The organism is Mycobacteroides chelonae, assembly GCF_016767715.1.
Taxonomy (GTDB): Bacteria; Actinomycetota; Actinomycetes; order Mycobacteriales; family Mycobacteriaceae; genus Mycobacterium; species Mycobacterium gwanakae.
In genome coordinates, this window is sequence record NZ_CP050145.1 from 3,003,205 (window position 1) to 3,018,317 (window position 15,113).

Genomic DNA, 15,113 nt, shown 5'->3' on the forward strand with positions numbered 1-15,113 from the left:
ACAACATATACGTGATCTGCACTATTGCGATGCGAAGGTGGCGACCTCTATCTGAATCTCGAATATCCTTCGCACCTCAGCATCTACCGGGCTGGGACCGACCGTGGCAGTCATACCTAATAGAGCATTTATGTCTTGAAAAGATCCCCGGCGCACGGCCTGAATCAAGAAGGCGTCCACCGTGGACCGCAGTAACTTGTCGCTGGCATATCCTGCCGGTATCAAGGTCCGCCACAAGCGGAAAACTCGCTCGACCCGGACCGCGATTGCCTGGAGCGGCTGCGAGAGTTGCGAAGCATCCTCCAATATTTCACTTCTGTTAGCCAAGAAGAGGGCCTCAGCCGCGGTCGCATCGGCTTTTGCCGCCGCCAGGTGCAACAAGCCGTATACCAAGGTTGTGTGATACGTGTTAGACCAAACGTACTGATCAGAATCGACTGCTCGCTGCCGCGCCGCTTCATCAAATGATGGCGACGGTACATAACCGCAGGTCGCGAACACCGCCGCCGCAGTATTCGAGACGATAGCAATCTCAGCCCACGACGCCTGCCCCTCCACATACAGTGAAGATGCAGCAAACTCTCCAGCAAGGTCATAGTCGCCCTCAAGGAGCATCGCTAACATGAGCGGACCGAGCCAGCCCTGCTCGACCGCATCTAGCGGTGGCAGAAGACCAAAATCCGTGGTGTACATCGCGGTATGCGTGATGGCGTACAAGCCAACATCACCCATCCACGGCGCTGCCTGCAGGTTCGCGAGCCCCGTTCGCGCATATACCTGCTTGTCCCTTATAGCTTCGATCGACCCGTGTCCGCTAACGAAGGTAATCCATGCGTCGTCCAGGAGACGGAACGGCAACCTTTCGGCCGCCCACACCGGATGCTCGGCCCAGATTCCTCTGATTCTCGTCAATTGTTCGTGCTCGTGGGCAACTCCTAAGCCATTTGAGTCCAGCAACGAATGAACAAACCCGTAGGAGAAGCAAAAATGCGGACGCAACCAGGCGGTGCTGAAAAGTTGATCAATGACATCCCTACGGCCGGCAATGGCTTCAAAGAGCTTTCGGACTGAAGGAACGTCACCCAGGGTCCGTTTTGCCAACAATGCTAGGACGGCCACCTCCTGGACCAATTTCACTAGCTTCGGCAGTCCGCCGGTGTCAGATTCAGTCCATTCGAGGCCGCCATCAGCACGCTCAAGAATTTCCGTCAGGCAATCAAGCAGTTCAGATATAGAAGTACGCGATGGCCCACACGCACCTGTGTGGGCCATCGCTCCCAGATCTATCACGGGTTACCGTGGGTGCCTGTTGTTGAAAAGAATGTTGTTGCCTGCGTACACGAGATGATTCTGCGGGTCGAGGCCTTTTTGCTTAGCGGACTCAATAGCCTCATGCAGGTTAGCGTCGAGATTGATGACACCGGCCTGAGCGAGATGCGCGGCAAGCTTACGGATCTCCTCAGACTCGCTTTCCACTACTTCCCGTAATGTTCCTGGCTCTGACATGTTCGTCCTCCTACAGTCTTGTGCTGAGTGCACTGGCAGTAACCAGCCCAGTTGTTGGTCACCAAACAAGCTTGCGATGCCGTCTATCCCTTAGCCAGAAGACTGCTAATCATGGGATCGGCGCTAACAGGTTGAGTCAACTGGCCAGGCGGGAGACACGAACCTGTGACCGTCGATCCGACGCCAGACAGGATCGGGGCTACACACCAGATCGGGTACCTCTTTGGCAGCGTCTTTTTTTGGGGTTCCGCAGCTCTACCGCCGCTATCTGGGGGCGAGTGCCCACACATTGAACTCATGTCAGCTCGACCAGATAGGAGATGGTTCTAATGTCCAAATACCTTTAGCCAGAGGCCAATTCGCCCTCAGCAGTGCAGCGTCCCGTCCAAGTCCAGCTCCATGCACCCATGTGTCGACCGTGCCACAAACCGTTGTATATCGACCGGTCAATTGAAAGGCTCTTGATCAGCTAACAGATAGGCCGGGGATACCCGGGGCGGGGCAGTGTCGCAGATGCGGGGCCGATTCATCTATCACGATGAGATCGCCGCGGGCGTCGTCAATGTCGTCGGCTACAGCCTCGATCTGACGGCTCTGACACTGCCGATCCAGCTCTTCGGCAGCCACCGCGCGTGGCAGTGTGTGCACCACGGCGTCACGATGCTCAAATCGGCAGACGTTCGATTCACCACCGTGGAGGCGAGCCACCTCGGGCTCGTGGCGCTGTCGGCCGGCGTCAACAGACATGGCCAGCCATCGACAACTTTCTGGCCGAGCTGGACTGGCGCTAGTAGATCGCTGGCGTCCAGCGTCAGAATCGTTCGCTATCCGGCTGGCTGTCAGCGACGTCTATAGCGTGCGGAGTACGACGCTGACGTTCGTGGACGCCGGACTGGGCCTAGCGGCTTCTCACGAGTACAGAGCGTGGTTTCTCCGCTGCGTGCAGAGTTGAAGATCTCGGTCTGCCTGTGCTTCTTGTGTGGTCCCGGCTGGGTTCGAACCAGCGACCCCTCGCGTGTGAGGCGAGTGCTCTTCCACTGAGCTACGAGACCGCATGTTGATCGTTGATGGCTGATCAACCGAGGTGAAAGGCTAGCACGAGACTCCGGAAACGCCGCAGTCCGGCCACCGACGGGCCGCGCACGCAAGGGATTTGTGAATAAACCTTCCGTTCGACTACTGTTTCAACTCGCACCGGGTGACGATCTCATCCGTTGCGCGCGGATGTAGCGCAGTTGGTAGCGCATCACCTTGCCAAGGTGAGGGTCGCGGGTTCGAATCCCGTCATCCGCTCGAAGGGGTAGACAAGCATCCCTAGCGGTGGAGTGGCCGAGTGGTGAGGCAACGGCCTGCAAAGCCGTGCACACGGGTTCGATTCCCGTCTCCACCTCCATAAAGACCCGCGCGATTAGCTCAGCGGGAGAGCGCTTCCCTGACACGGAAGAGGTCACTGGTTCAATCCCAGTATCGCGCACCACAGTTTTACTGCAGCTACGCTGCGTTTTTCTCCCCGGCAGACTGGGCTTGCGTCACGTGTGCACCGCGCAGCTTGTATGTACTTAGCGCCAGGATGAACTTCCCGACGAGGAAAGAATCATCCTCACGGCCCTTGACCCGATCATTGACGTAACCGAGTCGGCGGCGCCACCAGAGGGGAATTCAGTTCGGGCCGCACATCGGCCAGATACGGATTGGCCTGTTGCGCTACGCGTACCGCTTCGGCATCTATCTCGGCGATGATCGTGCCGGTTCCGGATTCGATGCGGTCGAGAACAGCCCCGTCGGGTCCGACGATGCTGCTCCGGCCGACGTATGTCGTCGCGTTCTCGGCACCGTCGTGGTTGATGTACGCCACATAGATCTGGTTCTCCCAGGCTCGTGCCCGGATCACGACATCGGCGACGAACTCGAAAGGCGTCATCTGTGCCGTCGGCACCGCAAGCAGATGCGCACCGGCAAGGGCACTCATCCGGACATTCTCGGGAAACTCCACGTCGTAACAAATCATCATGGCGACGTTGACGCCGCGATACCGCACCACGGTCGCCGGTTGGCTCCCCGGCGTGAAATAGGCGCGATCGATCTCGCCGAACAAGTGAGTCTTCCGGTGTCGGCCACACACCGCGCCACGCTCATCGACAAAGACAGCATTGTTGTACAGCGCCCCCGCCGCACCACTCTCTGCCAGCCCCACGATGATCGCAATCTTGTTCCGTTCAGCGATTGAGCAGACGGCATCAAGATGGTCGGCGCTCACGAGATCGGGTAAACGGTCTCCGATGTCGTAACCGGTGACGAACAGCTCAGGCGTAATGAGCAGATCTGCTTGCCCTGCAAGTCTTCTCGCGACCTGCTCAAGTTGAGCAAGGTTGGCATCCGGATTCGCGGGTTCCCGGCCGACTGCAGGCCCGCGACTCTTAGTTTCGTGGAAATTCGATAACCTCCAAGCTGGCGCAGCGTCCCTTCCACCGTGGGGCACGCGCGACTCTTACGCATCCGACACGCCTAGTTTTACGGCACAACCGGGTACGGCCAGCGGCGGCGAACCCGGCATCGCCAGGGCCATCCCACGCCTAGCCATGCAGGCCATTCAACAGACAGTTGAAGCGCTTTCGCCGGGCCTAGCAAGTAGCTGTACACGTGAGTGCTCAGATGTAAAAATGCGCACGTGACTGAGGATGCCTCTGTGGCACAGGCCCGCACACTCCTCGCATCGCTCTACGAGCATGTCAGTGAAGTGTCACAAAACATGGCCAAGACCGAGCACCTCATCCGACATACCCCGAAGCACAGCTCAACCCACCGGCATCACCACCGCCGGGCGGCCGCGATGCGCAGAGACCTCTACGAGGCCCACCGGCTCATCGACGGCCTACATCACCGGTACCCCGCTACGCGAGACGCGCGGTAGCCCCCTCGGCCGTCACCGCACTCGACGAACTCGCCGTCGCCAACTCCGCGCGGGCACGTCGTTCTACCAACAACGGCACAAACTCACGCACCCGGCAATCGACGAACTGTGCGTGCGCACCCTGCACCACAGCCGAGACGTGTTCGGCCGACAACCACGAGTACATCGCCATCAACCGCTGCTGGACCGCCGCCACTAATGCCTGCTCACTCATTCCAGACATGGCATAAGCGTGAGCCACGACACCTGGCCCGTCAACCGGTAGTTCAGATGCCCTTAACCACAGAGCGCGCGCCTCGCCGCTGGGTTGACCTGAGAACAGTTCGCCGTCAGGTGTTCATTTCTCATTGCATCGGGGTGAAGTAAGCATTCACTTTTTCACCCTATCGGTAGCTGAAACACAAAGAATCCGGCAATATTTGCGGCTTGACCATCTGTCTTTTCCGCATTAGAAATTGCTGGTGCAAGCGCTAAGAGTGCAGCTGGCTGGCCTGTTCATCGCGGGCGGGTTGTTGGCCGGGTGTGTGGTTCCCGGCGCCGCGAATGTGGGTCAAGGACACGTTGGTTCGGCGGCCGAGATCCTGCCCGATGATGCCCAGATGTCTTCACTTTTGGCGCTCCGGCTCCATTCGGATCCGCGCGTCGAAAGGCTCGACCTCGCGGCTGCCAATGCCCACAGCGCCGATACCCGCACAAGTTCTGTCGAGTGCCTGGGCGCTGCCTCACCCAGTTGGGGCACCACATTCGCCGAAGCTCCGGTACGTCAGGCGATACAGCAGCAATGGTCTACACGCTGGAAAATCCGGGGAACTGGTTCGGGAACGACAATAGAGATCCAGATTATTGAGCTGGATTCTCCGGGCAGTGCCAGCACCTGGTTCACCAACCTCGAGGCCAACTGGCGCCATTGCCAGGACAAGCCGTTCACCACAAGAGGCACCGGGACCGGTGCGGTAACCAATGTGGAAATCAAAAATGTTGCGCAGGATCGTATTTCATCAGATGTTGTGCATGCGATTGTCACCGAATCGACCGGACCGCAGCATCTGGCGCCACGCCAAACACAACGAGCTGCCATCCAGACATCGCAGTACATCATCGAGGTATCGGTACGCGGACGCACCGACGCCACGAGTGACAAAGCCCAATCCGTGGCCCGCCTGGTCAAGGCCAACGCCACCGCATAAGCCCCCGCCTGCGCTCGTTTTTGCCATCGCACACGGACCAATCGCGACACTCGGGACGTAAGGATCGTGTAAATCGAATAGTTCTGCGGGCACCAAATCCCCTTACTGTTCAGCGATTTCAGCAAGTTCACAGCGATTCTGTGAGCAGCGTCATAGATGCCGAATTCAACTGACAGTTCTACAGTTTCAACTGTCACAAGGACGTGTCGCTCCCGGGTATCAATTCCACTGCTCCTTCAGCCGCAGAGTGATTGGAGTCCGTCATGCAACGATGCACTGTCCCGAAAGTTCGTTTCCACAATGGTGTGGACATCCCCCAGCTCGGGCTCGGCGTCGCCGCAATCCCCGATGCCGAAGCGGAAACCATTGTCCGGCAAGCACTTGACACCGGATACCGACATATCGACACCGCCACCAGATATGGCAACGAGCGAGGAGTCGGTCTGGGCATCGCCCGCTCGGGCATACCCCGTGAAGACGTCTTCATCACCACGAAGTTGTGGGTAGACGACTTCTGTGATGTGGCGGGCGCTTTCGCGCGCAGCCTCGACATGCTCGGCACCGACTACGTGGATCTGTTCCTGATCCATTGGCCTGCACCGGATCACGGGCAGTATGTGACCGCCTGGCAGCAGATCGTGCAGCTCTATTTGTCCGGCGGCATCCGCGCCATCGGGGTGTCCAATTTCGAGCCCGAGCACGTTCACGCCATCGTCGATGCGACCGGCGTACTACCGGTGATCAACCAGGTGGAGTTACACCCGTACTTCCAGCAGCGAAAGTTGCGGCAGTTCAACTCCGATCGGGAAATTGTCACCGAGGCCTGGAGCCCGCTGGCCCAGGGAATCGGCACCACCGAGGACTCCCCACTGGCTGCGCTGGCCGCAAAACACAACAAGACCCCCGCGCAACTCATCCTGCGTTGGCATATCGAATTGGGACATGTGGTGATTCCCAAGACCTGCTCGCCGAGCCGGCTGGCGGAGAATCTTCAGATCTTCGATTTCAGTTTGTCCCCAGAGGATCTCGATGTGTTCGTTCAGTTCGACAAACCCAACGGCCGGCTGGGGACACATCCCAACGAGGGATTCTCGGCGCACCATTCTGAGCGGAGTAGATGGCACCGGGAGCAGCTGGCCAGGCGCGCCGCCTAGCCGTTAGTCGTCACCGGTGGATCGGTCCTTCAGTGTCGCTCAGTGCCCGCCCTGATCCTCCCGAGGTTTCCGCAATGATTTGCGCTGCAATGGATATCGCGGTCTCCTCGGGTGTGCGGGCATTGAGGTCCAGGCCCAGCGGGCTGTGTAAGCGCCGCAACTGATCGTCGGTGACGCCTTCCTCCCGCAGGCGGGCCACCCGCTCGGTGTGGGTGCGGCGCGAGCCCAGCGCGCCGACGAATGCCACCGATGCTGTCGTCAGCGCCGCCGCCAGCATCGGCACATCGAACTTCGGGTCGTGGGTGAGCACGCACACCACGGTGCGCCCGTCGACGCGCCCGGCCGCCACTTCAGCGCGCAGGTATCGGTGCGGCCAGTCGACCACCACCTCATGGGCGTACGGGAACTGCGCCGCCGTCGCGAACACCTCACGCGCATCGACGACCGTAACCCGGTAACCCAGTTGGGTTCCCGTGTGGCTCAGCGCCCGTACAAAGGCGTTGGCCCCTGCCAGGATCATCCGCGGCGGTACTCCGAACGCCTGCACAAACACGCGTGGCCGCGCCGATTGATCGGGCTCACAGCGATCGGCACCCGCCACCGCGCTGCGCCCCGCCCGCACCAACGACGCGATGGTGCCGTCGATCTGCGGCCACGGCGCCGACTCACCCGGCCGCACCAGAGCCCAATCGGGAATTCCCGACAGTGTGCTCACCAACGCCACCGGCTCCCCCGCCTCGATCAGCGCACGCAGCCGACGTAGCAGCGGCAGTTTGTCGGAGTCCACCCTTTCGGTGACGACTTCGATCTCACCGCCGCAGGTCAGTCCGGGAGCAATACCGTCGTCGACACCGAACCGCTCACTCACACACGGCCCCGCCGCCAGCACGTCGCGCGCGGTCTCGATCACCGCAGCCTCCACGCATCCACCGGACAGCGATCCGATGACCGCCGAATCGGCCGTCACCAGCATCGCCGCACCGGGCTCACGCGGAGCCGCACCACTGACCTCCACGACGCGGGCCAGGGCGACAGCGCCACCGCCCTCGAGCAGGCCGATCAGATCACCGAGCACGTTCCTCATGAGGACGCTCCCGCACCGGATGCGTTGATGGCCTGCCACACGCGTGCCGCATTCATCGGCAGGCGGTGCATCCGAACCCCGACAGCGTCCCGGATCGCGTTGGCCAGCGCGGGGGCCACCGGGTTGTACGGGGACTCACTCATCGACTTGGCTCCCAGCGGCCCCAACACGTCATAGGTGTCGGCGAAATAGACCTCGGTATCGGGCAGATCCACCAGTCGTGGAATGTGATAGTTGCGCAGCGCCGTGGTGCTGACAAGGCCGTCCTGCACCAGGATCTCTTCGTAGAGCGCAGAACCGATGGCCTGTGCCACACCGCCTTCCACCTGGCCACGGCACTGCTGCGGGTTGATGACCACCCCCGCGTCGGCGGTCTGAATCGACTGCAGGATGCGCACGGTGCCCGTTCCCGGATGCACGCCGACGCGGAATGCCTGGACGTTGAAGGCGACCGACCGGGGCGTGCCCTCATGGCGGCCCAGTGCGGCTAACGGCTCCGGTGCCGAGCCCGCGATATCGACCAGCCCCAGCAGCTCCCCGCCGATCCGCACGCCGTCGGGCCCCAACACGCACCGCGATTCCGGTACCGCCAACTTCGCCGCGGCAAACCGGATGATCTTGTCGCGCAACAACTCCGCCGCCCGGTGCACGGCCAGACCGGCGACGGTGGTGCCGGCCGAGCCGAAGGCACCGGTATCGTGGCCCACCCCGTCGGTGTCGGCCTGGTGAATGTCGACCTGGCCCGGTGCGCATCCCAGTACCGCAGCCGCGAGCTGCGCGTGCACAGTGGTGGTGCCGTTGCCGAACTCGGCAGAACCCACGGTAATCCGATAACGCCCTTGCTCGTCCAGCTCGGCGCGCGCATCGGCCACATGCCCACGCGGCGGCACCGTCGCGATCATGGCGATCGCCATGCCCTCCCCTACCTTCCACTCCGCAGACAGGGTCGACCCGTTACGCGCCGGATCGGCACCGCCGCGAGCCAGCGCGTCCTGCGCGAGGTCCAGACACTGGTCCAGCCCGTAGCTGCCGAACTCCAGGTCGTCTTCCTCGACCTCCCAGCTGACAAACGGGTCGCCCGGGACGATGGCGTTGCGGCGACGGAACTCGAACGGGTCGATGCCGAGTTCACGTGCCAGCTCATCGAGGGCCGATTCGATACCGAACTGCACCTGCCCCAGCCCGTAGCCACGGAAAGCGCCGGACGGAATGTTGTTGGTGTACACGGCCTGCGCGTCGACACGTTTATTGGCACAGCGGTATTGGGCCATCGACTCGTTACAGCCGTGGAACATCACCCCGACGCTGTGGTTGCCGTAGGCCCCGGCATCGGAGAGCACGTCGACGGCCAGGGCGGTCAGCACCCCGTCGGGTCCGGCCGCGGCGGTCACGTTCACCCGCATGGGGTGACGGCACGGCGCGATGGTGAATTGGTCGGTGCGGCTGAACTCATAGACCGCGGGCGCCCCGGTGACACGCACCGCCAGCAGCACCAAATCCTCGGTGAGCATCTCCTGTTTGGCGCCGAACCCGCCACCGACGCGTGGTGCGAACACCCGAACCTGTTCGCGTGCAAGGCCGAAAACATGACACAGCTCGTCGCGCACCAGGAACGGGACCTGACTGCTGGTGCGCAGCACATAGCGCCCGCGCTCGTCCTGCCAGCCCACCGCGCCGTGGGTTTCCAGGTGCACGTGCTGCACCCGCGCCGTCTGCCAGCTGCCGCTGACCACCGCCCCCGCTTCCCTGGCCCGGGTCACCGCGGCCTCGACATCACCGACCTCACCGTGCACCTCGGCGACCAGATTGCGTGCGGGATCGGCGATCCTAGCGCCAGGCCCCTTATCCCCATGCACCATGTGTGCGCCGGGCTGCTGCGCGAGCTCCGGATCGAAGATCGCCGGCAGTACCTCGTACTCGATGTCGATGTGCTCGAGCGCCCGGTGCGCGATGGTCGGCGAGTCCGCCACCACCGCGGCGACGCGCTGTCCCGCGAACCGCAGTACACGGTCGAAAATCAGTGTGTCGTCGGGGTCGTCGGTGCGCTCGTGATGGCGCGCGGTGGAGAACGGCACACCTGGGTCGTCGCGATAGCACAGCACCGCGCGCACCCCGGGCACGTCGCGGGCCTTCCGGGTGTCGATCCGGGTGATACGGGCCGATGGGTGCGGGCTGCCCAGCACCGCGATATGCCCTACCCCGGCGGGCAGCTGGTCCATGGTGTACGGCTCGGTGCCGGTCACCACCTTCGCCGCTGCAGGGGCACTGACGACCCCTTGCGGGGGCGCCGCACCGCAGATGGCGGCGCGAATAGGCCGGTAACCGGTGCACCGGCACAGGTTGCCTTTCAACGCATTTCCCAGATCTTCTGTCTGATCCTCGGTGAGCGTGGCCGCCGTCAACACCATTCCGGCGGTGCAGAATCCGCATTGGAATCCGGCATGGCCGATGAAGCCGTGTTGCATCGGGTGCAGGCCCTGCTCGTCCCCGAGGCCACGCACGGTGAGAATCTCGGCATCGGTGACGCGATGTGCGGGCACGATGCACGAGTGTTGCGATGCCCCGTCCACCAGCACCGTGCAGGCACCGCAATCACCTGCGTCGCAACCCTTTTTGACCTCGGTGTGGCCGTGCTCGCGCAGGAAGGTGCGCAGGCACTGCCCAGGTCGGGGGCTGGTGTCGATGATGTGACCGTTGACCTTCACGGGCGGCCTCCGGTCAGCTCGTCAGCGACCTCGCGGGCCAGTTGGGAGGTGACCGCACGCCGCCAGTCGGCGGTGCCGTGAGCATCGGTATGGAACTGCGCGCCCGGGATGGCCGCCGCGGCCCGCGCGACACGTTCCGGTTCAGCGGGAACCCGCAGCACGATTGGCCTACGCGTTGCGGCCGAGACCCCGAGCACGATGTCGCGGCCGTCCAGGCGCCCGGTCACCAATGCACCGGAGCGCCCCAGCGCCGAGTACGCGACCTTGCGCAATGCAGTCGGTTGCGTGAGCGCCGCGGCGGGAAAGATGATGGCACGCAACACATCACCGGGACGCAATACTGTCGTGTTGATATCGGTCACGAAGTCGGTAACGGCGCAGCGTTCGTCGGTTCCGTCGCCGCGCCAGATGAGTAGCTCGGCATCCAGGGCAGCGCACAGCGAGATCATCGCCCCTGCGGGCAGGGCCAGGCAGATGTTGCCTCCGACCGTCGCGGCGCGCCAGATCTTGAAGGAGGCCAGCAGGGCACGCGCGCACTGCCCGAAAAGGACGGTGGCCTGCCATTCGGGTGGATATGAGGCAGTGACCAGTCGTTCGATGCTGCAGGTAGCCGCGACCTGCAGGCCCTCTTCGGTCACCACCAGGTCCGGCCAGCGCATACCGGCGAGGTCGACCAAACGTCGCAACCCCGGCTGCGGTTGACTCATCAGCCACGTGCCGCCCGCCAGCACGCCGTCCTGCGTCCCGAGACCGCCCAGATCAGCGCGGTCCCGCGGAATCAGCACCGAGTCGATGGTGTGCAAATCCATCAGCGCACCCTGCCCATCAATCCATGATGCGCCGCCTGCACCGCGGCCGCGATCCGATCGGTGTCCACCGTCAGCATCTGCCCGTCCCTGACGACGGGCCGGCCGCCCACCCACGAACATTTCACGGGCGGTACCTCACCCAGCACCAATGCGGCCACCGGATCATCGATTCCGCGGTGCCCCAGCGTGCGCAGGTCCCACAACACCAGGTCGGCGTACTTACCGACCTCTATAGAGCCGATCTCGTCGGCACGGCCAAGGAGGCGGGCCCCTCCCAACGTCGCCAGCTCCAGCGCGGTGCGCGTGCTCAGCGCCGTGGGCCCTCCGACCGCGCGGGCGAACAGCAGCGCCTGGTGCGCCTCCTCCAGCATCCGCCCCGACTCATTGGAAGCAGCGCCGTCCACGCCCAGACCCACCGGTACCCCGGCCGCCAGCAGCTCCCGGGTACGGGCGATACCGGCGCCCAGGCGCCCGTTGGAGGTCGGGCAGTGCGCGATTCCGGTTCCCGTGCCGGCCAGCCGGGCGATGGCCGCGTCGTCGAAGTGAATACCGTGCGCGAACCACACATCGGGTCCCAGCCAGCCCAGCTCGTCCATATAGTCCAGGGGGGTGCAGCCAAACCGCTGGGCGCAGTAGTCGGTCTCGTCCTGGGTCTCGGCTAGGTGAGTGTGCATCCGGACACCGCGTGCGCGGGCCAACACCGCCGTCTGCCGCAACAGCTCGGTTGTCACCGAGAACGGCGAGCAGGGGGCCAGCCCGATGCGCACCATCGATCCGGGTGCCGGGTCATGCCAACGTTCGACGGCCGCAGCGCTGGCCTCCAGGGCGGTGTCGATCGACTCCACCAGATCATCGGGCGGCAGGCCGCCGGCCGACTGCCCCAGGTCCATCGACCCGCGTGTCGGGTCGAACCGCAGGCCGACCTCCCGCGCCGCCTCGATCTCGGCTTCCAGCAGATCACCTGCGCCCGAAGGGAAGACGTAGTGGTGATCGGTGGTGGTGGTACATCCCGACAACGCCAGCCAACTCAACGCACCCTGCGCCGCCACATGCAGACCATCGGCGTCGATGCCCGCCCACACCGGATACAGGGCGCTAAGCCATTGGAAGAGTGTGTGATCGGCGGCAAGCCCGCGGGTGATCCACTGATAAAGGTGGTGGTGTGTGTTGACCAGCCCGGGTGTGAGCAGACAGCCACGGCCATCCACATGTTCGATGCCCGGCAGCGCCTGCCAGGGGTTCAGCTGACCGGTGTCCAGTATCGCGGCGATCAGATTGCCGTCGATGACCACAGTCGCGCTGTCGAGCTCACGACCGTCGCGATCCACGGTGGCCACGAATACATTCTCGATCAACGTAATTGGACTCATCGGCGCGACCTGCCGGTAACCCTTGGGCTGCGGACCTGACGTGCGATGTGCACTATGGTGCGATGGACCCGATTGCCGCCACCGTCTACCGTGGGCATATCTTCCACATCGCGGGCTCCCCCGGTGTCGCCGATGCCGCTACGCACCTGCAATCGATCCCCGATGGCGTGCTGGCGGTCGGCTCCGACGGTGTGATCGCCTACTGCGGCACCTATACCGAACTGCCGCAGGCATACTCCGCGTGGCCGGTGCGCGATCATCGCCCCGGTTTTCTGCTCCCGGGCTTCGTCGACACCCACATGCACTTCCCGCAGACCTACTGCACCGATTCTTATGGCGGCGGCCAACTGCTGGAGTGGCTGCAGCGCTGCATCTTTCCGGCAGAGGCCCGTTTGGCCGATCCGGTGCTCGCCCAGCACACCGCCGAAACCTTTTGCCGGCGCCGTATCGCCGTCGGCACCACGGCCGCGATGGTGATGGGCTCGGCCTTCCCCGACGCGCAGGCTGCCTTGTTCACGGCCACACGCACCGCGGGCCTGCGGATGGTCAGCGGACGCGGCGTGCAGACCACCGGGCCCGACAGCGCCGCGCCGCTGCTCACCACCACCGAGCGCGCAATCCAGCTCTGTGCCGACGAAATCGAGCGCTGGCATGGCGGCCCGCTCACCGACGTGGCGCTGGTGCCCCGGTTCTCGCTGTCTGTCACGCCCGATACCCTCGCGGCGCTTGGCGAGCTGTACGACGGGGTGCGCGGCAGCGGCGTCTACTTCCATTCCCACCTCAACGAGAACGCCCGGCCCGGCACCGGCGAGGTGGACGTCACTCTCTCCACGTTCGGGGTGCGCAGCTATCTGGATACCTATGACGGTCATTTCCTGCCCGGCTCTCGCAAGGGCGGCTCAACCCTGTTAGGCCGCAGGAGCATCCTGGCGCACGCCGTGCATTGCCAGGATGCCGAACTGGCACGCATGGCCGAAACCGGTTCCTCCATAGCGCATTGCCCTACCTCACAACTGTTCCTGGGCTCCGGGACCATGCCGTGGCGCCGGACCGTCGAGAGCGGAGTCACCATCGCTCTGGGCACCGATGTGGGCGGCGGCGATGAATGGCTGATGACGCGTGTACTGAACGACTGCTTCAAAGTCCATATGTCCGAACCGGCGTCGGCCGCGGTGTCCCTGCATCCCGCCGAGCTGTTGTTCACCGCCACCCTTGCCGGGGCCCGCGCGCTGGATCGCGAGGAAACGTTTGGCAACTTGGACGAAGGCAAAGACGCGGACTTCCTGATCATCGATCCACACCGATGGGAACCGTTGGCCGACACCCTCTTCCGTGGCGTCCGGTCTGATGATGAGCAGTTGGCCACCGAACAGCTGCTGTTCCGGCTGCTGATGGGGCTACGCGAACCAGCCATCAGCTCGGTGCGGGTGCGTGGGCGCGATATCACCGGCTACCTCGACCGCGACTGCTAAACCAGCCAGGCCAGATGCGGGTCCCAGGCCGGCCCGGCCTCCGGAGCGTCGTCGCGGGCCACGATGGCCTGGATGAGCCCGTACGGACGGTCGTCTGCGTGGAAAACCTCGTTGGGGTTCTCCAGCCCGAACGGTGACAGGTCGTACACGAAGTGGTGCTTGTTAGGCGCCGAGAGCCGAACCTCGGCGATCAGCGGATACGCCTCCAGGATCGCCTTGCCGATCTCGTACAGCGTCTGCTGCAGGGCCAGCGAATGCACGGTGGCGAAGCGCTCCAGAATGATCCGCTTGACCCCCAGATACGTCTCATCCCAGTCGATATCGGTACCGACAAAGCGCCATTTGGCCACCAGCGAGGTGGCCATCACCCGGTCACTGGTGGGCTGCAGGATCGTGTACTTGTCCTCGAGGAAATCGTGAAACTCCGAACCCGTCGACTTCAGCACGACCAGGTCTTTGAGACCACCGATCACCCAGCTCCGCTGCGCCGCACCCACACCGTCAACGGTGATCTCCGCGGTACGCACCTCCTGCCCCTTGCGAACCCAACTGTGGTCATGCTCGCGCCCGTCGACAACGACTCTCTCCCAGGAATATTTGTCGATCTCGATGCGCGCACCGGTCACCGGTTCGTACTCGTCCACAAAGTGATGCGCCAAGTCCAGGCCGTATCGCTCGATGGTCTCTATGCCCTTCTCCTTGGCGTAGGCATAGATGGTCTGCTTCTGGCTGTCGGTGGGCAGCACCTTGCGCTGATCGCCGTCTGTGTAGGCGGCGGCGAAATCCCCACGCAGCGCGCTGCCGACGTTGAGGTCCTTGATCTCATGACGCGGGCTGTCGCGATAGATCCTGACTACCCGATTCTCGGCCTTGCCGTACTGATTGCCTCCGAGGACGATTGCCACTGGTGCGTTT

The 15,113-nt window shown here is 63.4% G+C and carries 12 protein-coding genes, 4 tRNA genes and 2 pseudogenes; 8 read left to right on the plus strand and 10 right to left on the minus strand.

Annotated elements, in window-relative coordinates:
* Positions 1-21: 21 nt before the first annotated feature.
* Complete coding sequence (locus HBA99_RS14735; RefSeq protein WP_131821660.1) at positions 22-1,272, minus strand: DUF6895 family protein; 1,251 nt, start codon at positions 1,270-1,272, stop codon at positions 22-24.
* Between the two features lie 21 nt (positions 1,273-1,293).
* Positions 1,294-1,506 (minus strand): hypothetical protein, encoded by a 213-nt coding sequence (locus tag HBA99_RS14740; RefSeq protein ID WP_131821659.1) that lies wholly within the window; start codon positions 1,504-1,506, stop codon positions 1,294-1,296.
* 485 nt (positions 1,507-1,991) lie between these two features.
* Between HBA99_RS14740 and HBA99_RS14745 the strand changes: the two are divergent.
* Positions 1,992-2,297 (plus strand): annotated as a pseudogene (locus HBA99_RS14745) (alpha/beta hydrolase); the annotation flags it as partial.
* Between the two features lie 189 nt (positions 2,298-2,486).
* On the opposite strand, the gene HBA99_RS14750 reads toward HBA99_RS14745, so the two are convergent.
* A tRNA-Val gene (locus HBA99_RS14750) sits at positions 2,487-2,558 on the minus strand.
* 168 nt (positions 2,559-2,726) lie between these two features.
* Here HBA99_RS14750 and HBA99_RS14755 point away from each other — a divergent pair.
* From HBA99_RS14755 to HBA99_RS14765, 3 genes are all read left to right on the plus strand, one after another.
* Positions 2,727-2,799: transfer RNA gene (locus tag HBA99_RS14755), tRNA-Gly, on the plus strand.
* A gap of 26 nt (positions 2,800-2,825) precedes the next feature.
* Positions 2,826-2,899 (plus strand) — tRNA-Cys (locus HBA99_RS14760).
* A 9-nt stretch (positions 2,900-2,908) separates the two neighbouring features.
* Positions 2,909-2,983: transfer RNA gene (locus HBA99_RS14765), tRNA-Val, on the plus strand.
* Between the two features lie 141 nt (positions 2,984-3,124).
* On the opposite strand, the pseudogene HBA99_RS14770 reads toward HBA99_RS14765, so the two are convergent.
* Positions 3,125-3,939, minus strand: a pseudogene (locus HBA99_RS14770) (carbon-nitrogen hydrolase family protein).
* A gap of 235 nt (positions 3,940-4,174) precedes the next feature.
* Between HBA99_RS14770 and HBA99_RS14775 the strand changes: the two are divergent.
* The gene (locus HBA99_RS14775) at positions 4,175-4,417 is read left to right on the plus strand and encodes a hypothetical protein (RefSeq protein ID WP_234795969.1); all 243 of its coding nucleotides are present in this window, start codon (positions 4,175-4,177) and stop codon (positions 4,415-4,417) included.
* On the opposite strand, the gene HBA99_RS14780 is transcribed toward HBA99_RS14775, so the two are convergent.
* The gene (locus HBA99_RS14780) at positions 4,398-4,640 is read right to left on the minus strand and encodes a three-helix bundle dimerization domain-containing protein (protein ID WP_057966051.1); all 243 of its coding nucleotides are present in this window, start codon (positions 4,638-4,640) and stop codon (positions 4,398-4,400) included. The genes HBA99_RS14775 and HBA99_RS14780 overlap by 20 nt on opposite strands.
* Before the next feature lie 238 nt (positions 4,641-4,878).
* Here HBA99_RS14780 and HBA99_RS14785 point away from each other — a divergent pair, with 238 nt between their 5' ends.
* Positions 4,879-5,604 (plus strand): sensor domain-containing protein, encoded by a 726-nt coding sequence (locus HBA99_RS14785; protein WP_131821658.1) that lies wholly within the window; start codon positions 4,879-4,881, stop codon positions 5,602-5,604.
* A 263-nt stretch (positions 5,605-5,867) separates the two neighbouring features.
* A complete protein-coding gene (locus tag HBA99_RS14790) occupies positions 5,868-6,758 on the plus strand; it encodes an aldo/keto reductase (protein ID WP_030093709.1) in 891 nt (296 codons plus the stop codon).
* 10 nt (positions 6,759-6,768) lie between these two features.
* On the opposite strand, the gene HBA99_RS14795 is transcribed toward HBA99_RS14790, so the two are convergent.
* Genes HBA99_RS14795 through HBA99_RS14810 form a run of 4 tightly spaced genes read right to left on the minus strand, consistent with a single transcriptional unit; the run spans position 6,769 to position 12,726 of the window.
* Positions 6,769-7,842 (minus strand): XdhC family protein, encoded by a 1,074-nt coding sequence (locus tag HBA99_RS14795; RefSeq protein ID WP_070952726.1) that lies wholly within the window; start codon positions 7,840-7,842, stop codon positions 6,769-6,771.
* A complete protein-coding gene (locus HBA99_RS14800; RefSeq protein ID WP_070952725.1) occupies positions 7,839-10,547 on the minus strand; it encodes a molybdopterin-dependent oxidoreductase in 2,709 nt (902 codons plus the stop codon). The genes HBA99_RS14795 and HBA99_RS14800 overlap by 4 nt, the downstream gene beginning before the upstream one ends.
* Positions 10,544-11,356: an FAD binding domain-containing protein gene (locus tag HBA99_RS14805; RefSeq protein ID WP_070924369.1), complete on the minus strand. Its 813-nt coding sequence runs from the start codon at positions 11,354-11,356 to the stop codon at positions 10,544-10,546. The genes HBA99_RS14800 and HBA99_RS14805 overlap by 4 nt, the downstream gene beginning before the upstream one ends.
* The gene (locus HBA99_RS14810) at positions 11,356-12,726 is read right to left on the minus strand and encodes an 8-oxoguanine deaminase (RefSeq protein ID WP_070931223.1); all 1,371 of its coding nucleotides are present in this window, start codon (positions 12,724-12,726) and stop codon (positions 11,356-11,358) included. Before HBA99_RS14810 ends, HBA99_RS14805 begins: the two co-directional genes overlap by 1 nt.
* A 62-nt stretch (positions 12,727-12,788) precedes the next feature.
* Between HBA99_RS14810 and HBA99_RS14815 the strand changes: the two genes are divergently transcribed.
* Positions 12,789-14,198 (plus strand): amidohydrolase family protein, encoded by a 1,410-nt coding sequence (locus HBA99_RS14815; RefSeq protein ID WP_070931224.1) that lies wholly within the window; start codon positions 12,789-12,791, stop codon positions 14,196-14,198.
* Here the strand turns inward: HBA99_RS14815 and pucL are convergent.
* On the minus strand, positions 14,195-15,103 hold the full coding sequence (gene pucL, locus HBA99_RS14820; protein WP_070949525.1) for a factor-independent urate hydroxylase: 909 nt from the start codon (positions 15,101-15,103) through the stop codon (positions 14,195-14,197). The two genes, HBA99_RS14815 and pucL, sit on opposite strands and share 4 nt — an antisense overlap.
* Positions 15,104-15,113: the final 10 nt, after the last annotated feature.